Source organism: Goodfellowiella coeruleoviolacea, assembly GCF_024171785.1.
Classification (GTDB): domain Bacteria; phylum Actinomycetota; class Actinomycetes; order Mycobacteriales; family Pseudonocardiaceae; genus Goodfellowiella; species Goodfellowiella coeruleoviolacea.
The window spans coordinates 34,694-61,166 of the sequence record NZ_JAMTCK010000009.1 but is presented as its reverse complement, the minus strand read 5'-3'; the positions used below and the strand labels follow the sequence as shown (position 1 = coordinate 61,166).

Annotated in this window: 4 protein-coding genes; all 4 read right to left on the bottom strand. The window is 74.6% G+C overall.

Annotated elements, in window-relative coordinates:
* Positions 1 to 31: 31 nt before the first annotated feature.
* Genes LX83_RS19935 through LX83_RS19920 form a run of 4 tightly spaced genes read right to left on the bottom strand, consistent with a single transcriptional unit; the run spans position 32 to position 26,281 of the window.
* The gene (locus LX83_RS19935) at positions 32 to 1,273 is read right to left on the bottom strand and encodes a cytochrome P450 (protein ID WP_253773602.1); all 1,242 of its coding nucleotides are present in this window, start codon (positions 1,271 to 1,273) and stop codon (positions 32 to 34) included.
* Entirely contained in the window at positions 1,252 to 4,968 is a 3,717-nt protein-coding gene (locus tag LX83_RS19930) for an amino acid adenylation domain-containing protein (protein ID WP_253773600.1), read from the bottom strand. The genes LX83_RS19935 and LX83_RS19930 overlap by 22 nt, the downstream gene beginning before the upstream one ends.
* Entirely contained in the window at positions 4,965 to 18,713 is a 13,749-nt protein-coding gene (locus tag LX83_RS19925; RefSeq protein ID WP_253773598.1) for a non-ribosomal peptide synthetase, read from the bottom strand. The genes LX83_RS19930 and LX83_RS19925 overlap by 4 nt, the downstream gene beginning before the upstream one ends.
* Positions 18,710 to 26,281 (bottom strand): non-ribosomal peptide synthetase, encoded by a 7,572-nt coding sequence (locus LX83_RS19920; RefSeq protein WP_253773596.1) that lies wholly within the window; start codon positions 26,279 to 26,281, stop codon positions 18,710 to 18,712. Before LX83_RS19920 ends, LX83_RS19925 begins: the two co-directional genes overlap by 4 nt.
* Positions 26,282 to 26,473: the final 192 nt, after the last annotated feature.

The window sequence follows — 26,473 nt, the reverse complement described above, 5'->3', positions numbered from 1 at the left end:
GGCCAAGACTACAGAGAAGGGTCACAGTCGGTTACGCAGGGTTTGGGCTCGGTTCCGCTGTGAAGGACACCGGGAAGCGGGCGTAGCCGCGCAGGAAGTTCGAGTGCAGTCGGTTGGCCTCGCCCGCCCGTTCGATGCCCGCGACCCGCCGCCGCAGGGTGTCGAGCACGGCGTGCAGTTCGGCGCGGCCGAGGAAGGCGCCGATGCAGAAGTGCGGACCGTAACCGAAGGTGAGGTGCTTGTTCGGGGTGCGGCCGAGGTCGAACTGGCCTGGCCGGTCGAACACCTCCTCGTCGCGGTTGGCGGAGGTGTTCCACAGGGTCACCACGTCACCCGCCTCGATCAGCTCGCCGTCGACGACCACGTCGGCGACCGCGCGCCTGCCGAAGTGCATGGTGGGCGTCACCCAGCGCAGCACCTCCTCGACGGCGCTCTCCAGCGTGACGCGCCCGGACTTCAGCGCGTCCCACTGCTCCGGGTGGTCGAGGAACGCGGCGACGGCGCCGATCATGGACAGCCTGCTGGTCTCGTCGCCGCCGAGGATGAGGCTGTAGCAGTTGAGCACGATCTCCGCGTCCGAGAGGGGTTCCCCGTCGACGACGCCGGAGGCGAGGACGCTGATCACGTCGTCGGACGGCGACTCCCGGCGGTGGCTCGCCAGCTCCGAGAAGTACATGAGGATGTCGTTGCGGGCGGTCAGCGAGTCCAGCTCGGTGTGCTCGCCGGTGGTGGACGACAGCGCCTGCTGGTTGAGCCCGAGCAGGTAACGGCGGTCGCCGAGCGGGACGCCGAGCAGGTCGCAGATCGTGGCGATGGGGATCTGCTCGGCGACCTCGGTGGCGAAGTCGAACCGCTCCCGCTCGACCATCTCGGCCAGCAGCCGGTCGGTCCTGGCACGCACCCCGTCGACCACGCTCGCGAGCATCCGCGGCCCGAACGACCGGAGCATGAGCGTGCGCACGGCCGCGTGCCGGTGGCCGTCGGTGACCGCGAGCATCTTGCCCGCCGCCGAGTCACCGCCCTTGAGCAGCGTCGCGAGCACGTTGCCGCGCTCGGAGGTGAACGACGTGTCGTCCTTGTACACGGCCATCACGTCGCGGTGGCGGGACAGCACCCAGAACCCCGGCCCGTCGCCGACCGGGCGGTGCCAGTGGACGGGCCGCTCGGTGCGCAGTCGCCGCCACATCACGTCCTCGTCGACCGTGAGGTAGGTCCTCGGGTCGGTCAGGTCGAGCGCGTCCAGGTCGGTGGTCACCGTGTCGTGCACTGCCATCCCTCTCGTCGCGGGTGCCGGTCGAGCACGCGGGCGACGCGCTCGGCCCAGCCGGGCCGCAGCAGCTCGTCGTGCCCGCACGGCAGGTCGTGCCTGGTCACCTGGCCGGTGAGGTAGGGCGACCAGCGGTCGGTGACGTCGGGTCCGCCCGACGCAACCACCAGGAGGACGTCGCCCTCGTACTCGTCCGGCACGTGGGTGCGCAGCAGGCGGTCGTTGTTCGCGTAGACCCGGGTGATCGCGGCGAGGTCGAGCGCGCTGCTCGCCTGGTCCGCGCCGGCGAAGTCCTGGACGACGCGTCGCACGTGCTCCTCGTCGGCCTCACCCGGCGCGACCCGGGCACCGGCCGGGTAGGCGTCCAGCAGCGCGAGCAGCGCGACCTCCGCGCCGATGGCGGCCAGCCGGGTCGCGACCGCCTGGGCGACGACACCGCCGAACGACCACCCCGCCAGCCGGTACGGGCCGTGCGGCTGGACGCGCACGATCTCCGCCAGGTAGTCGTCGGCCATCGCGCCGACGCTGTCCGGCAGCGGTGCCGAGACGTCGTCGACACCGCGGGCCTCCACGCCGTGGACGGGGGTGCCGACGTGCCTGGCGAGGCCGGTGTACACCCAGCTCAGGCCCGCGGCCGGGTGCACGCAGAACAACGGGGTGCCGGTGCCGGGCCGGAGTGCGCGCAGCACGCCGTCCGCGCCGACGTGCCGGTCGCCGTCGAGCACGGCGGCGAACTCCGCCACCGACGGTGCCTCGTACAGCGCACGCACCGGCAGCCGCACGCCGGTCTCGGCGCGGACGCGGCTCACCAGGCGCATGGCCTGCAGGGAGTGGCCGCCGAGCGCGAAGAACGACGTGTCCGCGCCGACGCGGTCGTAGCCCAGCACCTCCGCGAACAGCGCGCAGAGCCGTTCCTCCCTCGGGGTGCGCGGCGGCCGTCCGGTCTCGGCGCCAGGGCCGTCCGGTGCGGGCAGCGCGCGCCGGTCGATCTTTCCGTTGGGTGTCAGGGGAAAGGCGGGCAGCGGCACGATCCGCGCGGGCACCATGTACTCCGGCAGCCGCTCGGTGGCGAAGCGGCGCAGCGCTGCGGCGTCCGCTGTGCCCGTGACGTAGCCGACGAGCCGGTCGGCGTCCACGACGGTCACCGCGGCGTCGACGTCCGGGTGCGTGCCGAGCACGGTGTCGATCTCGCCGAGTTCGATGCGGTGCCCGCGGACCTTCACCTGCTGGTCGGCGCGGCCGACGAACTCAAGGTCGCCGTCGTGGGTCCAGCGCACGACGTCGCCGGTGCGGTACATGCGCGCACCGGCCGGACAGGCGACGAACCGTTCGGCGGTGAGGTCGGGCCGGCCCCGGTAGCCGCGGGCGACCCCGTGCCCGGCGAGGTACAGCTCGCCGGGCACACCGGGCGGCACGGGCCGCAGCCTGCCGTCGAGCACGAGGCACTCGGTGTTCGCGACGGGCCCGCCGATGGTCACCGCTCCCCCGTGGACGGGGCCCGCCGTCGACCAGATCGTCGTCTCGGTCGGGCCGTAGACGTTGGTCACCTCGGCGGCGTGCCGGGCGAGCCCGGCGGCGACGCGTGGTGGCAGCGCCTCACCGCCGGTCAGCACGCGCACGCCGGCCAGCGCGCCGGGCTCCTCGGCGAGCAGGGCCTGCCACAGCGCCGGACCGGCCTGCATCACGGTGACCCGGTGCCGTCGCAGCAGCCCGGCCAGCAGCGCGGGATCACGGACCTCGTCGCGCGTGGCGAGGACGACGGTGCCGCCGTCGGCGAGCGGGGCGAACAGCTCCAGCGCGGCGATGTCGAACGCGACGGTGGTGACCGCGAGCAGGGTCTCGCCGGGACCGGCCGCGACCCGGCCGCGCAGCGCGTGCAGCAGGTTGGCGAGGTTCGCGTGGGTCACCTCCACCCCTTTGGGCCGGCCCGTCGAGCCGGACGTGAAGATCACGTACGCGGCGTCCGCGCCTGTCGGTGGGGTGGTGGCGGCGACCGGTCCGTCCTCGGTCACCACGAGCCGGTCGACCACGCCAGGCAGCGCGGTGTCCACGCCGGAAACCAGCACCAGGCCGGGCGCGGCGTCCTCGACGATCATCCGGAGCCGCTCGGCCGGGTGCTCGGGGTCGAGCGGGACGTAGGCGGCGCCGGTCTTCATGACCGCGAGCAACGCGACCACCAGGTCGACCGACCGAGGCAGGGCGACCCCGACCACGGCACCGCGCCCGATGCCGCGCGCGGCCAGCACGCCGGCCAGCCGGTCGGCACGGGCGACGAGCTGGGCCCTGGTCACCGCGTCCGTCCCGCACACGACCGCGGTGGTGTCCGGGTGTGCCAGCGCCCGTGCGTCGACCAGGTCGACGACGGTGTCCGGTGCGACATCGTCCCGGGTGTCGTTCCACCCCCGGATCAGCTCGCGTTCGGCGTCGGTCAGCACCTCCAGGTCCCGCACCGGCACCGACGGCGACGCGACCACCGCACGCAGCACCCGCGTGAACCGGGCCGCAACGGCTTCGACGAACCCGGCGGGGAAACAACCGCCGCCGTGGTCGAAGCGGAAGGTCAGCCGCTCGCCGGGCAGCACGACCAGGCACAGCGGGTAGTGGTGGGCGTTGCCGCCGGACACGCCGGTGATCACGACGCCGTCCGAGGCACTGGCGGTTGCCGTGTCCACCGGGTAGTTCTCGAACATCACGACCGTGTCGAAGAGCCGGTCCACCCCGCAGGCGCGCTGGATCTCGGCGAGCCCGACGTGCTGGTGCGGTAACAGCTCCGCCTGCTCGGCCTGCAGCCGGGACACGAGCCGCGCGAACGGTTCCGCTCCATCCACACCGGACACCCGGACCGGCGCGGTGTTGATGAACAGGCCGACCATCGACGCCACACCGGGCAGCTCGGGCGGCCTGCCGGACACGGTGCCGCCGAACACCACGTCCGGGCGCCCGAGCAGCCTGCCGAGCACCACGCCCCACACCGCCTGAACCACGGAGTTCAGGGTGACGCCCAGTTCTCGCGCCACGGCGACGACCGAGGCGGTCTCGTCCTCGTCGAGCACCACGACCTGCTCGCCACGAGGGCCGGTCGCGGGCGTGGTGGCCAGCACCGAGCCGGTTCCGGCGTCGGCGAGCGCACGCCGCCAGGCGTCGAGCGCGGCCGCCCGGTCCTGTGTGGACAACCACTCGAGGAACATCCGGTACGGCGCGACGGGTGGCAGCCGCGCGGTCGGGTCCAGGTACAGGTCGAACAGCTCCCGCATCAGGATCGGCATCGACCAGCCGTCCAGCAGGAGGTGGTGGTTGGTGACCACGAACCGGTGTTCGCCGACGCCGGTGGTCAGGAGCGCGAAGCGGATCAGCGGCGGCCGGGCGGTGTCGAAGCCGCGTTCGCGGTCGGCACGCAGCCAGTCGTCCACCTCGGCGGCGGCGAGCGACCGCACGTCCAGTTCGAGGTCGGTGCCCGCCGGGACGACCTGCACGTGCTCGCCGTCGTCGCGGGCCCACACGAAGGCGCGGAGCACGGCGTGCCTGCGCAGCAACGCGATGAGCGCCGACTCCAGCCGTGCCGCGTCGACGGTGCCGCGGAGGCCGAACACGACCTGCACGGTGTAGTCGTTGCCCGGGCCCGCGTCGTAGAGGGTGTGGAACAGCATGCCCTGCTGCAGCGGGGAGAGCGGCAGGACGTCCTCGATCTCCGGCGCGGTCATCGGGCCGCCCCCAGACCGGCACGCAGCCGGTCGAGTTCGCCCGCCCCGAGGGTGACCAGGTGGTCCGGCCGGGCGCCGGGGGCCGTGTCGGCGAGCCGGGACAGCGCGCTGACCCACGACTCGGCCAGTGCGCGGACCTCGTCGGTGGTGAACACGCCCTCGGGCCAGGTCCAGTCCGCCCGCAGCTCGTCGTCGCGGGCCACCACGTTGAGTTCCAGTGCGTGGGACATCACCCGGGTGCCGGCGTGCTTCAGCGCGTCGCTCTCCGGTGCGGCGGACCAGCCCGGCGGTTCGGCGCCGCCCGTGACGAGTCTGCCGAGGTAGTTGAACCGGACCGGCGGCGCGGGCAGGTCGGCCAGCTCGGCGGCGGACTCCGGGTCGAGATGGCGCAGCACGCCGTACCCGATCCCGTTGCCTGGCACCGAGTTCGTCCGCGTCCGCACGGCCGTGACCACCGGCGCGGGGTCGCCGCCGGCGAGCACCGCCGCCGCGCCGGCGAGGTCCAGCCGGACCGGGAAGACGCTGGTGAACCAGCCGACCGTGCGGGACACGTCGGCGCCGGGCACCGCGTCCTCCTCCCGGCCGTGGCCCTCGACGTCCACGACGAGCGCGGTGCCGTCGTGCCGGTGGGCGACGGCCGAGGCGAGCGCGGCGAGCAGCAGGTCCTGCGTGCTCGCCGACCACGCCGCGGCGGCCGGGCCGAGCAGCGCAGCGGACGGCGCGGCGGGCACGGTGACCGACAGCGACCCGGAGTCGGCGGTCGTGTCTCGTGCGGGGTCGGCTGCCCGGCTGCCGAGGGACAACCCGGTCTCGGCGAGCGTGTCCCGCCAGTGCGGCAGCTCGCTGCGCCGGTCCGACTCGGCCAGCGCCCGTGCCCAGTGCCGGAAGGACGTGCCGACCGGGGCGAGGCGGACCTCCGGATCGGCCCACAGTTCGGCGAGGTCACCGAGGAGGATCCGCCACGAGACGCCGTCGACGACGAGGTGGTGCAGGACCATCAGCAGCCTGCCCGGCCGGTCCGGACCGGCGGTGAACGCCACGACCCGGACCATCACCCCCATCTCCGGGTCCAGTTCGGCCCAGGCCTTGCGGGTCTCGGCGACGATCACGTCGGTGAGCGCCGTGTCGGCCATGCCGGTCACGTCGACGCGGCGCACGCAGCGCCGCGCGTCGACCGCACCGGGCGCGCCGATCCGCAGCCCCGCGCCACGCAGCCGCGACCGCAGCACGTCGTGGTGGTCGAGCAGTCGCTGCACGACGGTGACGAGGCGGGCCTCGGCCAGGTCGCCGTCCGTGCGCAGCAGCATCGACTGGCCGACGTGACCGAGCGAGTCCAGGTCGTGCAGCCAGCGCATGACCGGCGTCAGCGGCAGGTCCCCGACCGGCTCCGCTCCCCCGGCCACGGTGGTGTCCACAGTGGACAAGACGGTCGCGATGCCCGCGACCGTCTTGTGCCGGAACACGTCGCGCGGGCCGAACACGAGGCCGGCCGCCCGGGCCCGGCTCACCAGCTGGATGGACAGGATGCTGTCCCCACCGAGCGCGAAGAAGTCGTCGTCGGGACCCACCTCGGGCAGGCGAAGCACCTCGGCCACGAGGTCGCAGAGCACGGTCTCGGCAGCGGTCCTCGGTGCGCCGCCGCTCGCGCGTTCCGGTGCGGGCAGCGCGTTCCGGTCGAGCTTCCCGTTGGCGGTCAACGGGATCTGCTCGATCACCAGCACGGCCGACGGCACCAGGTACGCGGGCAGGATCCCCGCCAGGTGGTCCGACAGCGCGCCGGGATCGGCCTCCCCGGCCGGGACCACGTAGGACACCAGCCGGTCCGCGCGGACCACGGTGACCGCCTGCCGCACCGAGTCGTGCCGGGTCAGCGCCGCGCTCACCTCGCCGGGCTCGACGCGGAACCCGCGCAGCTTCACCTGGTCGTCGGTCCGGCCGAGGAACACGAGCGTGCCGCCGGCGGTCCACCGGACCAGGTCACCGGTGCGGTACATCCGGCCGGGCGTGAACGGGTCCGCGACGAACCGCTCCGCCGTCGCGTCCGGCCGGCCGAGGTAACCGCGGGCCAGGCCGGCTCCGGCGACGTACAGCTCACCGGGGACACCCGGTGGCACCGGGTTCAGCTCGCGGTCGAGCACGTACACCCTGGTGTTCGTGATCGGACCGCCGATGGGCGGCACACCGTCGCCGGACAGCGGGCCGCTCGTGGTCGCGCACACCGTGGTCTCGGTGGGTCCGTAGGCGTTGACGAACCGGCGGCCCGGCGACCAGTCCGCCACCACTGCCGGCGGGCACGCCTCGCCCGCCACCACGAGTGTCGCGAGCGTGGGCAGCGGCCTGCCCGCGTCCGACGCGGCGAGCGCGACCGGCGGCAGGGTCGCGTGCGTGACGCGAGCCCCCGCGATCAGGTCGAGCAGTTGGTCCCCCGGCGCGACCGGTTCGGCGGGCACGACGAGCGTGGCGCCCGTCAGCAACGCCATGCACACCTCCCACACCGACGCGTCGAAGCCGGGCGACGCGAACTGCAGCACCCGGGCGTCCGGTCCGACGGCGAGGCGTTCGCGCTGCGCGTGCACGAGGCTGGCGAGGCCGCCGTGGGTGACGACGACCCCCTTCGGCGTGCCGGTCGAGCCCGACGTGAAGATGAGGTAGGCCGCGTTGGCGGGGGCCGGGCCGGGCAGGTCACCGTGCGCCTGCGTGGTGTGGTCCGGGTGCACGACCGGGATGTCGTGCGCGGGCAGCCGCGCTGCCCGGTCGGTCACCACCACGGCGGGCTGGGCCGCGTCGAGGACGAACGCCAGCCGCCCGGCGGGCAGGTCGATGTCGATCGGGACGTACACCCCGCCCGCCTTGGTCACGGCGAGGAGCGCGACGACCCAGTCCGCCGAGCGCGGCAGGGCGACCGCGACGGCACGCTCCGGCCCCACGCCGCGCTGTCGCAGCACCGCCGCGAGCCGGGTGGCGCGCTCGTCGAGTTCGGCGTAGGTGAGCCGGTCGCCGCCGCATTCGACCGCGACCGCGGCGGGCCGCGCGGCGACCTGCCCGGCGAACAGCGACGGCAGGGTGTCCGCTGGCACATCGGCCTCGGTGTCGTTGTAGCCCACGGTGATCCGTGCGCGTTCGGCGTCGTCGAGCACGCTCACCGCGCGCAGCGGTGCGGCCGGCGCGTCGGCGACCGCGCGCAGCAGCCGCACGTACCGGTCGGCGATCGCCACCACGGTCGCGTGGTCGAACAGGTCGGTGCGGTACTCGAAGAAGCACTCCACGCCGTCGTGGTCCTCCGCGAGGCTCAGCGTGAGGTCGAACTTCGCCACGGCACCGAACCGCGTCTCGTTGGCGATGGCCACACCCGGCAGGCTCACCGCGGCCTGCGGGTTGTTGTGGAACGTGATCATCACCTGGAACAGCGGGTGGTGCGCGGCCGACCGCTCCGGGTTGAGCACCTCGACCAGGTGCTCGAACGGGAGGTCGGCGTTGGCGTGCGCGGCGAGGTCGGTGTCGCGGACGCGGTCGACCAGCTCGGCGAACGTCGGGTCCCCCGACAGGTCGGTGCGCAGCACGACCGTGTTGACGAAGAACCCGACCAGGTCGTCGAGCGCGCCGTCGGTGCGGCCGGCGACGGGTGAGCCGAGCGGGATGTCGGTGCCCGCGCCGAGCTTGCCGAGCAGCGCGGCGAGACCGGCCTGCACGACCATGAACAGCGTCGCCCGCCGCTCGCGGGCCAGGCCGGTGAGGGCCCGGTGCAGGTCGGCGTCCAGCCGGAACGGGACCGTGCCGCCCCCGGAGCTGGCGACCGGGGGCCGTGGCCGGTCGGTCGGCAGCTCCAGCCGGGCCGGCAGCCCGGCGAGCGTGTCCCGCCAATACTCGACCTGTGCGGAGAACGCGCTGTCCGGGTCGTCCTCCGCGCCGAGCACCGCCCGCTGCCAGAGCGTGTAGTCCACGTACCGCACCGGCAGCGGTGTCCACTGTGGAGCGTGTCCGGCCAGGCGGGCGCGGTAGGCGTGGGAGAGGTCTCGGCCGAGCGGCGCCATGGACCAGCCGTCGGCGCCGATGTGGTGGAACACCAGCACCAGCACGTGCTCGTCGGGGCCGGTGGTGAGCAGCGCCGCCCGCAGCGGTGGCTCGGTCGCCAGGTCGAATCCGGCGCCCACCAGGTCGTCGACGACCCGGGGCAGGTCCGCCGCGCCGACCTGGCGGACCAGCAGCTCGACACCCGCGTCCGCCGGGTCGAGCACGACCTGGCGGGGATCGCCGCCGGTCTCGGGGAAGACGGTGCGCAGCGGCTCGTGCCTGGCGACGACGTCGGCCAGCGCCGCTCGCGCGGCCGGCACGTCGACCGGGCCGGTCAGCCGCAGCACCACCGGCATGGTGTAGGTCGCGCTCGATCCTTCCAGGTGCGCGAGGAACCACAGCCCGCGCTGGCCGAACGAGAGGGGTACGACCTCCGGCCGCGCCCGGGGCGTCAACGCGGGTCGGGCGCCGCCCGTGGCGGTCGCCACCGCGCGGAGCAGGCCGGCGGGCGTCGGTTCCTCGAAGATCGCCCGGATCGGCAGGTCGACGTCCAGTGTGGACCGGACCTGGCTGGTGAGCCGGATCGCCAGCAGCGAATGCCCGCCCAGCGCGAAGAAGTCGTCGTCTGGCCCGACCTCCGGGACGCCGAGCAGGTCCGCGAACAGGCCGCGCAGGATCTCCTCGCGCGGGTCCGCGGCGCTCCTCGTCGCGGGCGCGGGCGCCGGCGGTGTCGGCGCCGGCAGCGCGGCGCGGTCGAGCTTTCCGTGTGGGGTCAGCGGAAGCGCGGGCAGCGGGACGATCGCCGACGGCACCAGGTGCTCCGGCAGCGCCGCCGCGAGCACACCGGGCAGGTCGCCGACATCGCCGTCGGCGACCACGTACGCCACCAGGCGCTGGTCGCCGGGCTCGTCCGCACGCACGACGACGGCCGCATCGGTCACGCCGGGACTCCGCAGCAGCACCGAGGTGATCTCCCCCGGCTCGATCCGGTGACCACGCAGCTTGACCTGGTCGTCGGCGCGGCCCGCGTACTGGAGCTGCCCGTCGTCGGTCCACGTCGCGAGGTCGCCGGTGCGGTACATCCGTTCACCCGGGTCACCGAACGGGGCGGCCACGAACCGGGTCGCGGTGAGCGCCGGCCGCCGCCAGTAGCCCCTGGCGAGCGCGACGCCCGCCACGTACAGCTCGCCCGTGACACCGGGTGGCACCGGGCGGAGCCGCTCGTCCAGCACGTACGCCCTGGTGTTGGCGAACGGCCTGCCGACCGGCACCGGACCGCCGGGAAGCACCGACCCCGGTTCGACGCGGAAGTCCGCGCAGTTGACCGTGGCCTCGGTCGGGCCGTACGCGTTGACCACCAGCACGTTCGGGTGGCGGTCCCGCCACTCGCGCAACGCCTCCGCGTGCAGTGCCTCGCCGCCGACGACGAGCGTGCCGGTCGGTGACGCCCCGGCGGGCAGCGCGTTCAGCAGCGGCAGGTGGCTCGGGGTGACCTTCATGAACGTGACGCCGTCGACCGCCTCGTCGAGCGGGGCGATGCGGACCGTCCCGCCCGCGGTCAACGGCGCCCACAGCGCGGTGACCGTGAGGTCGAACGAGAACGACGAGTGCACGAGCGCCGTGCCCGCGATCCCGGGGTAGGCCTCGCGGGTGCGCAGCAGGTACGCGCCGACGGACGAGTGCGGCACCACCACGCCCTTCGGCCTGCCGGTCGATCCGGAGGTGTAGATCACGTACGCGGCGGAGCAGGGCCGCGGTGTCACGCCGGGGTCGGTTCCCGGCAGCTCGGCCGGGTCCTCGACGTGGTCGAGCACCAGCACCGGATCGGCGTCCGCGAGCAGGAACGCGATCCGCTCGGCCGGGTACGCCGGATCCACGGGCAGGTAGGCGGCGCCGGTCTTGGCGACCGCGAGCAACGCGACCACGAGCGCAGCCGAGCGCGGCAGCACGACGGCGACCGTCCGCTCGGGACCCGCGCCGTCCGCGATCAACCGGTGGGCGAGGCGGTTCGCCCGTGCGTCCAGCTCGGCGTAGGTCAGCGACTCCACCCCGTCCGTCACCGCGAGCGCGTCGGGCGTGCGCGCCGCCTGGGCGGTGACGAGCCCCGGCAACGTGGCGTGCTCGCGGGGCGCCGTGGTGGTCCACGCGGTGAGCACCTGCCCGCGTTCGTCGTCGGTCATCAGGTCGACCGCGCCGATGCGGGTCTGCGGTGCGGCGGTGACCGCGTCGAGCAGCCGGACCAGCCAGCAGGCGAGCCGTTCCGCCGCCGCGCGGGTGAACCGGTCCGTGCGGTACTCCAGCGAACCCCGCAGCCCGCCGCCGTCCTCGGTGCAGCGGAACAGCAGGTCGAACTTGGCCGCCGCCAGGCCGACGGGCACGGCGGTCACGGACACGCCCGGCAGGTCGGCCCCGGTCACGGCGTGCTGGTCCACGTTGTTGAACACCAGGCGCACCTGGAACAACGGGTGCACACCGGGCAGTCTGCGCGGGTTCACCGCCTGCACCAGCCGCTCGAACGGGACGTCGGCGTTCGCGTACGCGTCGAGGTCCACGGCCCGGACCCGGGCGAGCAGGTCGGTGAACGACGGGTCACCGCCGGTGTCGGTGCGCAGCACCAGGCTGCTCACGAAGTAGCCGACCAGATCGGCCACGGCGTCGTCGGTCCGCCCGGTCACCGGGACGCCGATCGGGATGTCGGTGCCCGCGCCCGCCCTGGTCAGCACGGCGGCGACGGCGGCGTGCACGACCATGAACGCGCTGGCCGACGCGGAGCGGGCCACCGCACGGATCCGGTCGTACAGCTCGGCGGGCACGGTGAACCCGACCGCGTCACCGTCGCGTGCGGTACCCGGCCGGTCCGCGCCGAGCGGCAACCGATCCGGCAGACCGTCCAGTGTGGACTTCCAGTGCGCCAGACGCCGGCTGATCGCGCTGTCCGGGTCGTCCTCGCTGCCGAGGACCTCGTGCTGCCACAGCGCGTGGTCGGCGTATCCGACGGGCAGCGGCGCGAGGTCCGGGCGCTCCCCCACCACCCGCGCGGCGTACGCGGTGGTGAGGTCGCGGGCGAGCACCGGCATCGACCAGCCGTCGGCGGCGACGTGGTGGACCACGAGCAGCAGGACGTGCTCGGTGTCGCCGAGCGAGAACAGGGTGGCGCGCAGCGGGCACTCGGCCGCCAGGTCGAACCCGTGGTGCACGGCCTCGGCCAGCACGCCGTCGAGCGCGTCCTCGGTGGTGCGCACGCGCGCCAGGTCCGGCCGGTGCGCGCCCAGCACCACCTGGTGCGGTCCCCGCTCGTCCTCAGCGAGCAGCGTCCGCAGTGGTTCGTGCCTGGCCACCAGGTCGGCGAGCGCGGCCTTGAGCGCGGGCACGTCGACGGCGCCGGACAGCCGCAGCGCCACCGGCATGTTGTACGTCGGGTTCGGGCCGTCCAGCCGGTGCAGGAACCACAGCCCGCGCTGCGCGTACGACATGGGCAGCCGGGCGGGCCTCGGCCGGGCGGTCAGCGCGGGCCGGGCGGTGCCGGTCCCCGCCGCGACCGCGGCGGCGAGCGCGGCGGGTGTCGGGGTGTCGAAGACCGCGCGGATCGGCAGGTCGCTGCCCAGTGCGGCGCGGACGCCGCTGACCAGGCGGGTGGCCAGCAGCGAATGCCCGCCCAGCGCGAAGAAGTCGTCGTGCACGCCGACCGAGGGCAGCCCGAGGACGTCGGCGAACAGCTCGCACAGGATCTCCTCGTGCGGCGAGCGCGGCGCGCGACCGGGCGCCGCGGTGTGGCGGGGTGCGGGCAGCGCGGCGCGGTCGACCTTGCCGTTGACGGTCAGTGGCAGCTCGTCGAGCACCACGAACGCCGACGGCACCATGTGCGGGGGCACCAGGCGGCCCAGCTCCGCCCGCAGCGCGGCCGCTTCGACGGGCCGCGCCGCGACCACGTACGCGACCAGCCGCGGGTCGTCCGCCCGGTCGGTGCGCAGCACCACCTCGGCGGCGGTGACGTGATCGACGTCGAGCAGCGCGGCGCGGACCTCGCCCGGTTCGATCCGGAAGCCACGCAGCTGCACCTGGTCGTCGGCGCGGCCGACGTACTCCCACTCGCCGTCCCGGGTCCAGCGGACGACGTCGCCGGTGCGGTACATCCGCCCGCCCGTGAACGGGTCCGCGACGAACCGCTCCGCCGTCAGCCCCGGCCTGCCCGCGTACCCCCGGGCCACCCCGGCCCCGGCGACGTACAGCTCGCCCGCCACACCCGGCGGCACGGGCCGCAGGCGGTCGTCGAGGACGTACCCGCGCCACCCGGCGAGCGGGCGGCCGACGAGGCTGCGGTGCTCGCCGGCGACCTCGTCCAGCCGCCGCAGGGTGACGTGGACGGTGGTCTCGGTGATGCCGTACATGTTGACCAGTTCCGGCGCGGCCGGGTGCCGGTCGCGCCAGTCCACCAGCGAGGACGGGTCGAGTGCCTCGCCGCCGAACACCACGAGCCGCAGCGCGGATGCGGCCGAGCGGCCCGGCTCCGCCGCATCCGCCGCGGCGAGCTGCGTGAACGCCGACGGCGTCTGGCTCAGCACGGTCACCCGTTCCCGGACCAGCAGCGACCACAACTCGACCGGCGAGCGCGTCACGTCCGCCGGGACGACGACCACGCGGCCGCCGGTGCACAGCGCACCCCACAGCTCCCACACCGAGAAGTCGAAGGCGGTCGAGTGGCACAGCGACCACACGTCGTCCGGCCGCAGGTCCAGCTCGGTGCGGGTGGCGTCGAGCAGGCGCACCAGGTTGCCGTGCGGCACCACGACACCCTTCGGCCGGCCGGTCGAGCCCGACGTGAAGACCACGTAGGCGGCGTGCCGCGCGGTGACCGGGCCGCCCCGTTCGTCGTCGCTGAGCGGCGTGCCCGGCGGTGCCGTGGTGTCGATCTCGTCGACCAGCACGACGGGCACGGCCGTTGGCAGCCGCACCGCGAGGTCCGATGTGGACACGGCGAGGGCGGCGCCGGAGTCGGCCAGCACCACGCCGAGGCGTGCACCGGGCCACGCGGGATCGACGGGCACGTACGCCGCACCGGTCCGCAGCACGGCGAGCGCGGCGACGGCGAACGCCTCGGTGCGGGGCAGGGCCAGGACGACCAGGCGCTCCGGTGCCGCGCCGCGCGCGAGGAGCTGCCTGGCGAGCCGGTTGGCGCGCTCGTCCAGCTCGCGGTAGGTCAGCGAGACGTCACCGGCGCGCACGGCGACCGCGTCCGGCGCGCGGTCCACCTGCCGGCGCACCAGGTCCAGCACGGTTTCCCGCGCGGGGTCGACGGTGTGGCCCGCCCACGCACCCGACAGGAGTGCGCGTTCGGTGTCGTCGAGCACCGGCAGGTCCCCGACGCGGGTGGCGGGCTGGGCGGCGACCGCGGCGAGCACACGCACGAACCGCGCGGCCAGCGCGTCGACCGTCTCGCGGTCGAACAACGCCGTGCGGTACTCCAGGTAGCAGTCGAGCCCGCCCGACTGGACCGCGCCGACGCCGAGGGTGAGGTCGAACTTGGCGGTCGTGGCGGCGCCGGTCTCGTCGGTGACCCGCAGACCGGGCAACACGACCGGCGGCTGTTCTTCGTCGTTGACGGTGACCATCACGCAGAACAGCGGCTGCCCGCCCGCGGCGCGGTCCGGGTTGAGCACCTCGACGAGCCGCTCGAACGGCAGGTCGGCGTTGCCGTACGCGGCCAGCGCGGTCTCCCGGACGCGGGCGAGCAGGTCGCGGAACGCCGGGTCGCCGCCGGTGTCGGTGCGCAGGACCACGGTGTTGACGAAGAACCCGACGAGGTCGTCGAGTGCCGGGTCGAGACGGCCGGCGATGGGCGAGCCGAGCGGGATGTCCGTGCCCGCGCCGAGCCGGGTCAGCAACGCGGCGAGCGCGGCCTGCACGACCATGAACAGCGACGCGTCGTGGTCGCGGGCCAGCCGCGTCAGGTCCGCGTGCAGATCGGGGTCGACGTGGAACCGCACGCGGTCGCCGGCGTGGGCGTTCGCGTCCGTGCGCTGGCGGTCGGCTGGCAGGCGCAGCGCGCCCGGCACACCGTCCAAAGTGGACGTCCAGTGCGCCAGCTGCGCCGCCGCCACACTGTCCACGTCGGACTCGTCGCCCAGCAGTTCTCGTTGCCACAGCGCGTAGTCCGCGTACTGCACCGGAAGCGGTGCCCAGTCCGGTGGCACGCCGTCACGCCGTGCGGCGTAGGCACGGGAGAAGTCGCGCGTGAGCGGGCCGATGGACGCGCCGTCGCCCGCGATGTGGTGCAGGACGAGCACGAGCACGTGGTCCTGCTCGCCCAGGCGCAGCAGCGCGGTGCGCAGCGGCGCGTCGGTGGTCACGTCGAAGGGCCGGTGCACGTGTGCCCGGACCGCCTCCGCCAGGTCCCCTTCGGCGCAGGCGCCGACGGTGAGGTCCACGGCGGCCGAGGGGAGGACGTGCTGGCGCGGCACCCCGTGTTCGGCCGGGAACACCGTGCGCAGGCTCTCGTGCCGGGTGACCACGTCGTGGTGGGCGGCGCGGAGCGCGGCCTCGTCGAGGTGTCCGCGCAGCCGCAGCACGAGCGGCATGTGGTACGCGGTGTCGGCGGGCGCGAGCTGGTTGAGGAACCACAGGCGCTGCTGCGCGAACGACAGCGGCACCACCGCGGGGCGTGGACGGGGCGTGAGCGGGGGTCGGGTGCTGCCCGCCGTGCCGACGACCCGCGCCAGACCGGCGATCGTCGGGTGCTCGAACACCGCACGCACCGACAGCTCCACGCCCAGCACCGCGCGGATCCTGGTGACGACCCGGGTGGCGAGCAGCGAATGCCCGCCCAGCTCGAAGAACGAGTCGTCGACGCCGACCGCCCCGACACCGAGGACGTCGGCGAACAGCTCGCAGAGCACCTGTTCCTGCGGGGTGCGCGGGGCGCGGAACCGGGTGTCGGCCGGGTTGTCGTCGTCCGGCAGCGCCTTCCGGTCGAGCTTGCCGTTCGGGGTGAGCGGCAGCTCCGGCAGCACGACGAACGCCGAGGGCACCATGTACGGGGGCAGCGCGGCCGTCGCGTGCGCACGCAGCTCACCGGGGTCCGGCGCCCCCTCGCCGGCCGGGACGACGTACGCCACCAGCCGCGGCTCGCGTTCGTTGGCACGCAGCGCCACGGCAGCGGTCGCCACGGCCGGGTGAGCACCCAGCACCGCCGCGATCTCACCCGGCTCGATGCGGAACCCACGCAGCTTGACCTGGTCGTCGACGCGGCCGACGAACTCGAGCACACCGTCGGTGCCCAGCCGGACCTCGTCACCGGTGCGGTACATCCGTTCGCCGGGCGCACCGAACGGGCAGGCGACGAACGACGCCGCCGTCAGCCCGGCCCGGTTGAGGTAGCCCCGCGCCAGGCCGGGACCCGCGAGGTACAGCTCGCCGGGCACCTCGGGCGGCACCGGGCGCAGGTGCGGGTCGAGCACGTAGGCCCGGGTGTTGAGGACAGGACGGCCGATCGGCGGGACGCCACCGCCGTCGAGGGGGGCGCTCATGGTCGCGCACACGGTCGCCTCGGTCGGACCGTAGGCGTTGATCATGCGGCGGCCGACGGCCCAGCGGGCGGCGACCGGCGGTGGGCACGCCTCGCCCGCCGTCACCAGCGTGACGCCCTCGGGCAGTGTCAGCCCGTCGGGGATCGTGGCCAGGACGGCCGGCGGCAGGGTCACGTGGGTGACGCGGTGCGCGGTCAGCAACGCCACGAGTTCGGCGCCGGTCGGTGGCTGCCCGTCGGACACGACGAGTGTGCCGCCGTTGGCGAGCGCCATGCACAGCTCGGACACGGACGCGTCGAAACCCGGTGAGGCGAACAGGAACACGCGGCTGTCCCGGCCGAGCCCGCATGCCCGCCGTTGCGCCTCGACCATGCTCGCCAACCCGGCGTTGGCGACCACGACCCCCTTGGGCGTGCCGGTGGACCCGGAGGTGAAGATCACGTAGGCCGCGTCGTCCGGTGACGGCGTGCACGGCCTCGGGGTGTCCGATGTGGACCAGTCGGTGAGGACGACGGCGTCGGTCGCGGGCAGGTTCGCGCGTCCACCGGCCGTCGTCACGATCACCTCGGGGCGGGCGTCGGCCAGCAGGTGCCCCAGGCGGCGTTCCGGTTGCGCCAGGTCCAGCGGCACGTACGCGGCGCCGGTCCTGGCCACCGCGAGCACCGCGACGACCAGTTCCGGTGACCGCGGCATCGCGACCCCGACGAACGACCCCGGCCCGACACCGTGGTCCTGCAGCGCGCGGGCCAGCCGACCAGACTCGTCAGCGAGGTCGCGGTAGGTCAGCGTGCGGTCACCGCACACGACCGCGGCCGCGTCCGGTGTCGCCTGAGTCCACCGCGTCACCAGGTCCGCCAGCCCCACCGGCGCCAGGTCGGCCGCGGTGTCGTTCCACTCGTGCAGGACCACCGTCCGTTCGGCGTCGGACAGCACGTCGATCGTGCCGACCGGCGTCGCCGGGTCGGCGATCACCTGGCGCAGCACGCGGGCGAACCGCTCCGCGACACCGTCGACGAACCCCGAGGCGAAGGACTCCAGCCGGTAGTCCCACCGGAACGTCGTCCGCTCCCCCGGCACGACCACCAGGCTCAGCGGGTAGTGGTTGGAACCGTGGCCCGCGAACCCGGTCAGCTCCACCCCAGCCTCGGCCGTCCCCCGGGTCAGCTCCCGCACGTCGAGCGGGTAGTTCTCGAACACCAGCACCGTGTCGAACAGCGGGTCGACGCCGCTTGCGCGCTGGATCTCGGCCAGGCCCACGTGCTGGTGCGCGAGCAGTTCGGCCTGCTCGGCCTGCAACCGCGCGACGAACCGGTCGAACGGCTCCACACCGTCCACACCGGACACGCGGACGGGCACGGTGTTGATGAACATGCCCACCATCGACTCGACGCCGGGCAGCTCGGGCGGACGCCCGGACACCGTGCCGCCGAACACCACCTCGGACCGCCGGAGCAGCCGGCCCAGCACCAGCGCCCACACGGCCTGCACGACCGAGTTCACGGTCACCCCGGTGTCGCGGGCGAGCGCGGCGAGTGCCGAGGAGGCGTCCTCGTCGAGCACGACCGCGCACTCCGCCTGACCGGCCGGCTCACCCCGCGGATCACCGAGGACGGCACCCTCGTGGACGCCGTCGAGAGCGGCCCGCCACGCGGCGAGCCCGGCCTGGTGGTCACGGGTCGTCAACCACTCCAGGTAGTCCCGGTAGCGCGGGGCGGGCGGCAGCGCGTCGGCGCCGCCGAGGTACAGCGCGAACAGCTCCCGCAGGAAGACGGGTCGCGACCAGCCGTCCACGATCACGTGGTGGTTGGTGATGACGAACCGGTGCTCGCCCGCGCCGAGGTCGAGCAGCGCGAACCGGATCAACGGCGGCCGGGCCACGTCGAACCCGCGCTCGCGGTCGGCGCGCAGCCAGTCGTCCACCTCGCCGGGCCTGCCGGACAGGTCGACCTCCGCCAGTTCGACATCCACGTCGACGGGCACGATCTGGACCGTGCCACCGTTGCGGCGCCGACGGAAACCGGCCCGCAGGTTGGGGTAGCGGCGCAGCAGCGCGGCCAGCGCCACCCGGAACCGTCCACTGTGGACCTTTCCGCGCAGGCTGAACACCAGCTGGGCCGTGTAGGCCTCGCCGGTGTCCGCCTCGGCGTGGAACAGCATCCCCTCCTGCAGCGGGGACAACGGCAGAACGTCCTCGATACGTGATTGCTTCATGTCCGTGATCCCCAGTCGGCTTCGAGTTCGTCGAGTTCGTCCTGGCTCAGGTGCACGAGCGGTGCTTCGCCGGGTCGCACGGCGACGGCCTGGTCGGCGATGGCGGTGAGCGCGCGCCGCCATCGCGCGGCGAGCCGGTCGACCGCGTCGGCGGTGAGCGCACCGGTCCGCCAGGTGAGGTCGGCACGCAGGTGCTCGCCGTCGGCGCGCCGCACCGCGGCGACGTCCACCGACACGCCCCTGGGCACCGGGTGGTCGTCGTTGCCGACCGCCCGCACGACCTCCTCCTCCGGCGCGGCCGACCAGCCGTCGACGGTTCCCGCGTCCAGCCTGCCGAGGTAGTTGAACCGCACCTGCGGCGGTGGCATGGCGGCCAGCACCGGTGCCGTGACCGGGTTGAGGTGGCGCAGCAGGCCGTACCCGGCGCCGTTCTCCGGCACCTCGGCCAGCTGCCCGGCGACGGACCGCACGAGCGCGGCCTCGCCTCCCTCGCGGGCCCCCAGGTCGAGCCGGACCGGGAACAGGCTCGTGAACCAGCCGACCGTGCGGGTCAGGTCCGCACCCGGCACGAGGTCGGCGCGGCCGTGGCCCTCCAGTTCGAGCAGCACGGTGTCGCCGGTGCGGCGCACGTCGGCGACGGCGATCGCGAGTGCCGTGAGCAGCACGTCGCGGGCCTGCACCCCGAGCGCGGCCGGGACGCTGGTGAGCAGTGGTTCGGCCAGGTCCGGCGCCAGCTCGACCGTCGTCCGCGCCGCGCTGCCCTCGCCCTGTCCCAGCGGCGCCTCCCGGGTGGCGAGCACGCCGCGCCAGTACGGCAGCTGCGCGGTCCTGGCGGGTTCGGCGGCCGAGGTGGCCAACGCCGTGGCCCACACCCGGAACGGGGTGCCGACGGGGTTGAGCACGTGCCCCGGGTCGTGCCAGCGGGCCGCGAGGTCGGGCAGGAGGATCCGCCACGAGACGCCGTCGACGACGAGGTGGTGGGCGACGACCAGCAGCCTGCCCGGCTCGCGCGGGCCGCGGTCGAACCACACGACCCTGACCACGCGGCCGTCCGCCGGCGCCAGCTCGGCCCACGCGCGCTCCGCGTGCCGCGTGATCAACGCGGGCAGGTCCGCGGTCGGGGCCACCTCCACCCGGCGCACCAGGTCCTCGGCCCGCACCGAGCCCCGAGGTGGCACGGCGAGCGACGTCCCGGACAGGCGGGCACGCAGGACGTCGTGGTGGTCGACGAGCGCCTGCACCGCGGGGACCAGGCCGTCCACGTCGTCGCGTGGTGGAACCACGAGCAGCACCGACTGGCCGACGCGGTCGAGCACGGGCGCGCTGTCGGCGAGCCAGCGCATGATCGGCGTCAGCGGCACCTCGCCGACGGGGTCACCGGTCAGCACGGGTCCGGCGGCGGCGACGGCTGTCGCGGCCGCCAGCGCGGCCGGGGTCTTGTGCAGGAACACGTCCCTCGGGTCGATCGGCACCCCGGCCCGCCGGGCGCGGCCCACCAGGTGGATCGCGACGATGCTGTCGCCGCCCAGGGCGAAGAAGTCGTCGTCAACGCCCACGGCGTCGCGGTCCAGGACGGTGGCGAACAGCTCGCACAGCACGCGTTCGGCGTCGGTGGCGGGCGCGCGGGAGACCGTCGGCGCGACCTCGGGCTCGGGCAGCGCGGCGCGGTCGAGCTTGCCGTGCGCGGTGAGCGGCAGCGCGTCGAGGGGCACGATCGCCGACGGAAGCAGGTGCTCGGGCAGCGTGCGGGCCAGGTCGTCGAGCACCCCGTCGACACCGTCCCCGACGGGCACCGCGTACGCCACGAGCCGGTTCTCGCGCACCACCACGGCTGCCGCCGCCACGGCGGGGTGGCCGGTCAGCGCGGCCTGGACCTCCCCGGGCTCGACGCGGAAACCACGCACCTTCACCTGGTCGTCGACCCGGCCCAGGTACTCCAGCAGCCCGTCGCCGACCCAGCGCACGAGGTCGCCGGTGCGGTACATGCGTCCCCCGAACGGGCACGCGACGAACCGTTCCGCCGTCAGTCCCGGCCGCTGCCAGTACCCGCGGGCGAGCACGTCACCCGCCACGTACAGCTCGCCAGCCACACCGGGTGGCACCGGCCGCAGCCGGGCGTCGAGCACGTACACCCTGCTGTGCGCGAACGGCCTGCCGATCGGCACCGCGCCTGCCGGGGTCGGGTCGCCCGGCGCGAGCCGGAACTCGGTGCAGTTCACCGTGGCCTCGGTGGGACCGTAGGCGTTCACCACGGTGAGGTCGGGGTGCGCGGCGCGGACCGGGGCGAGCGCGGCACCGTGCAGTGCCTCGCCACCGAGCACCAGCGTCCTGGTCGGCGCCCGCTCGACCAGCAGCGGCAGGTGGCTGGGGGTGGCCTTCATGAACGCGGGCGCGGGAACGTCGTCTTCGAGCCCGGCCAGCCGGACCGTGCCGCCCGCGGCCAGCGGCGCCCAGAGCCCGGTGACGGTCAGGTCGAACGCGAGCGACGTCGGCACCCGCGCGAGGTCCGCGACCCCGTCGTAGGCCCTGGCGGCCCGCGCGACGTACGCGCCGACGGCCCCGTGCTCGACCACGACGCCCTTCGGCCGCCCGGTCGAGCCGGACGTGTAGATCATGTAGGCCGCCGAGCGGGGGTTGACCGCGATCCCCGGGCTGTGTCCCGGGCAGTCGCCGGTGTCGACCGGTTCCCGCAGCACGAGCGCCGCGGCGGAGTCCGCGAGCAGGAAGTCGATCCGTTCGGCGGGGTAGGCGGGGTCGACCGGCACGTACGCGGCGCCGGTCTTCAGCACGGCGAGCATCGCCACAACGGCGTCGGCCGACCGCGGCAGCAGCACCGCGACGAACCGCTCGGCTCCCGCGCCGCGCGCCAGCAGCCAGTGCGCGAGCCGGTTCGCACGTTCGTCGAGTTCGCGGTAGGTCACCGTGGTCGTGCCGTCGACCAGGGCGACCGCGTCCGGCCCGGTGGCGGCGGCCCGCTCCACCAGCCGGGGCAACGCCGCGCCGGCGTGCTCGCGCGGGTCGCCGGTGTCGTTCCACCGCACGAGGATCCGGTCCCGCTCGGCCGCGTCGAGCACGTCGACGTCGGCGACGCGAGCGGCCGGTTCGGCGGTCATCGCCGCCAGAACGCGCACGAACCACCTGGTCAGCCGCTCGACGGTGGCGTGGTCGAACACGTCCGTCGCGTACTCGGCGAAGCAGTCGATGCCCGACGGAGCGCCGTCCGGCCCGAACCGCTCGGTCACGTCGAAGCGCAGGTCGAACTTTGCGACGCCGGTGCCGCCGGTCAACGGCCGCACCGCCAGCCCGGGGAAGTCCGCGTGGTCCTGGTGGTTGTTGTCGAACGTCAGCATCACCTGGAACAGCGGGTGCCTGCCCGCCACCCGCTCCGGGTTCAGCGCCTCGACGAGCCGGTCGAACGGCAGGTCCTGGTTGGCGAACGCGGTCAGCGTGCTCGCCCGCACCCGGCGCAGCACCTCGGCGACGTCCGGGTCGCCCGACAGGTCCGTGCGCAGCACCAGCGTGTTGACGAAGAACCCGACGAGGTCCTCCAGCGCCAGGTCGGGACGGCCGGCGGCGGACGCGCCGAGCGCGATGTCGGTGCTGGCGGAGACCTTCGCGAGCAGCACGGCCAGTGCCGCGTGGACGACCATGAACCCGGTGGCACCGGCGCCGCGGGCGAGCGCGGTCACCGCGTGGTGCAGGTCGGCGTCGACGCTGAACGGCACGGTCCCGCCGCGGCCGGACCGCGCCACCGGCCGCGGCCGGTCCAGTGGCAGCGGCAGTTCGTCCACCAGTCCGTCCAGTGTGGAGCGCCAGACGGCGAGCTGCGCGCTGATGCGGCTCGCGGGGTCGTCCTCGGTGCCGAGGACACGCCGCTGCCAGAGCGCGAAGTCGGGGTACTGCACGGGCAGCGGCCGCCAGTCCGGGGGCGTGCCCGCGACTCTGGCGGCGTACGCGGTCGCGAGATCGCGGCGCAGCGGTGGCATCGACCAGCCGTCCGCCGCGATGTGGTGCACGAGCACCAGCAGCACGTGGTCCTGCGGCGCCAGTGCGAACAGCCAGACCCGCAGCGGTGGCTCGGCCGCGAGCGAGAAGCGGTGCCCGATGGCGGTGAGGACCCGGTCGGCCAGCTCGTCCTCGCTGCTGGGGACGACGGTGACCTCCGGCGTGGTCGGCGGCAGCACCACCTGGTGGGTGCCGTGGTCGTCCTCCGGGTAGACGGTGCGCAGCGCCTCGTGGCGGGCGGTCACGTCGGCCAGCGCGGCGGTGAGCGCGGCGCGGTCGAGGTCGCCGCGCAGCCGCAGGACCAGCGGCAGGTTGTAGGTGGCGTCGGTGCCGTCCATCAGGTCGAGGAACCGCAACCGCTCCTGGCCGAACGACAACGGCACCCGGCCGGGTCGCTCGCCCGCCGCGAGCGGTTCGTGCGCGCGGGTGCCCTCGGCGACGGCGGCGGCGAGCCCGGCCACCGTGGGGTGGTCGAACAGCGCCCGGATGGACAGGTCGGCGCCCAGCGCCGCCCGTGCCCGGTTCACCACGCGGGTCGCGAGCAGTGAATGCCCGCCCAGCGCGAAGAAGTCGTCGTGCACGCCGACCGACGGCACGCCGAGCACGTCACTGAACAGTCCACACAGGACTTCCTCGGTCGGGGTGCGCGGCTGCCCCGCTGCCGTGGCTGTCCACTCCGGACGGGGAAGCGCGCCGCGGTCCAGCTTCCCGTTGGCGGTCAACGGGAGCGCGGCCAGCGGGACGAACGCCGCCGGCACCATGTACTCGGGCAGCACGGCCCGCAGCTCCGCCCGCGCGCCGGCGGCGTCGAAGGACTCGTCGGCGACCACGTAGGCCACGAGGCGCTGGTCACCCGGCACGTCCTCGCGCACCACCACCGCCGCCGCCGCGACACCGGCGCACGCGGTCACCGCGGCACGGACCTCCGCGGGCTCGATCCGGTGGCCGCGCAGCTTCACCTGGTCGTCGGTCCGCCCCGCGTACTCCAGCTCACCGTCCGCCGTCCACCGCGCGGCGTCACCCGTGCGGTACATGCGCGTTCCCGGCGGCCCGAACGGGCAGGCCACGAACCGGTCGGCGGTGAGGTCGGGACGGCCGGCGTACCCGAGGGCGACACCGGCGCCCGCGACGTACAGCTCCCCGGTCACCCCGGGCGGCACCGGCCGCAGCCCGGCGTCGAGGACGTAGGTGCGCCACCCCGCCAGCGGCCTGCCGACCGCGGCCGACGGGTCGGTCGCGGCGAGCCGTCGGTGTGTCACGTGCACGGTCGTCTCGGTGATCCCGTACATGTTCACCAGCGCCGGGCCGTCCGGGTGCCGGGCGAACCAGTCGTCGAGCGCCGGCCGGTCCAGTGCCTCGCCGCCGAACACGACGAGCCGCACGGCAAGGTCCGCGGGCGCGTCCGCGTCGGCGCGGGCCAGCTGGGCGAACGCGGACGGGGTCTGGCTGAGCACCGTGACCTGCTCGGCGGCGAGCATCCGCAGCAGGTCGGGTGCGGAGCGGGTGACGTCGCGCGGCACGAACACCACGCGGGCGCCCGTGCTCAGCGCACCCCACAGCTCCCACACGGAGAAGTCGAACCCCACCGAGTGGCACAGCGACCACACGTCGTCGACGCCGAGGCCGAACAGGTCGCGGGTCGCGGCGGGCAGTGCCGCCACCGCGCCGTGCGGCACCACCACGCCCTTGGGCCGTCCGGTCGAACCGGAGGTGAAGATGACGTAGGCGGCGCGGTCCGCGCCGATCGGGCCGCCGCGTTCGTCGTCGCTGACGTCGTCGGCCGGCAGCGCACGGATCCGCGGGTCGCGCACGGAGCACGCGCGGACCCCGAGGTCGACCGCCTCCTCGGCCTCGCCGTCCGCCACGACGAACCGGGCACCGCAGTCCGCGACGACCCGGCGCACGCGCTCGTCCGGCCACTCGACGTCGGCGGGCACGTACGCCGCGCCCGCCTTCAGCACCGCGAGCGCGGCCACGGCGAACGACGCCGACGGCGGCAGCGCGAGCACGACGCGGTGTTCCGGCCACACCCCGGCCCGCAGCAGCAGGCGGGCGAGCCGGTTCGCGCGGGTGTTCAGCTCCCCGTAGGTCAGCTGCTCGCGGCCCGCGACCACGGCGACCTCGTCGCCCCTGACGCGTGACCAGCGCTCCACCGCGACGTGCGGCGGCACGCCGTCGGGCACTGGCTCCTCGCCCGCCCACGCCCCGGTCAGCCGTGCGCGCTCGTCGGGGTCGGTCAGTTCGAGTGCGCCGAGCGGCTGAGCCGGGTTGGCGAGCAGGCCGCGCAGGAAGCGGGCGAACGCCGGGCCGAGCGCCACCCGCGGGTAACGCGCGGCGTTCAGGTCGACGTCGATGCGGAGACCGTCCTGGGTCGGCTGGCCGTAGGTCGTGACGACCAGATCGTCGACCGGGCCGTTGGACAGGTGGTGCACGGTGGCGGTCACCTGGCCGAAGGTGACCGCCTGGTCGGCGGGCAGTGCGTTGGCCTGCGCCAGGTAGAGCGGTTCGCCGTCGCCCAGGTCGGCGCGGAGGTCCTCGATCCGGTAGCGCTGGTGGCGCAGCGCGGTGCGCGTGGCGGCGGTGGCCGCCCGGATGACGTCCTCGCCGCGGCTCGCGGCACCGGTGGGCAACCGGACCGGCAGCACGTTGGTGAACATGCCGGGGGTGCGCCGTGCCTCCGCCGACCACCGGCCCGCCACCGGCACCCCGACCACGGTCTCGTCGGTGCCGGTGAGCTTGGCCGTGAACGCCGCGACGGCCGCGGTCATCACCACCGACGCGGTGGTGCGCAGCCGGAAGGCGAGACCGGCGAGCGTGGTGGCGTCCTCGGGTGACAGCGTGAACGTGTGGCGCTGGACCGCCCCGCCCAGCGTGCCCGCGCCTGCCACGTGGCCGGGCAGCGCGCGGGGCCGGGGCCGGCCCGCCAGCAGCTCCGTCCACACGCGACGGTCCGCGTCACGGGCACCGGACGCACGATAGGCGGCCTCCTCGTCGAGCGCCGACGCCAGCGCACCGAAGCCGTCGCCGTCCGGTGTTCCGTCGACGATCGACGTGTACACCGCGGCGAGCCTGCGGACGAACAGCATGCCGCTGTACCCGTCGATCGCCACGTGATGCGCGCGGTACCAGAAGAAGTGCCGGCCGGGTGCCACCCGGACCAGTGCGTAGCCGAACAACGGGCCCCGCACCGCGTCGACGGTCGTGCCCGGCGTGGACCGCACCCACTGGAGCGCCGCGGCCTCCGGGTCTGGCGCACCCGACACGTCCACGACCGGCAGCGTCGCGGGCGCGACCGCATCGACCGGCAGCACGGTCTGGCGCGGCCCGTCGGCGGTGTCCTCGACGCGGACCCGCAGAGCGTCGGTCTCGGCCAGCACCCGCCGCACGGACCGCTCGAACGCGGCCACGTCCAGCCCGCCCACGAGGTCCAGGTACTGGGCGACGCGGTAGGCGGGGCTCGCCCCCGCGAGTTGCTGCGCGTACCAGATCCCCGTCTGCGCGGCCGACAACGGCAGCACGGTTCCGGTGTTCTTCTCGGCATCGTCGTTTTGCGTGCGCGCCAATGTGACCCCAGCAAGTCAGTGGGAAACAAATATCGCGAACGGGTAGACTCACCGGTCCGCCACACCCGTTCCGGACGTTACACGCGCTGTCTACCCCTACGGCTCTGACCAGGCGATCCCCTACGACATAAGGGGTTTTCCGCGAATTCGGACAGTGGTTGAAACACGGGAAATCCGCGGCTATGGTCGGCT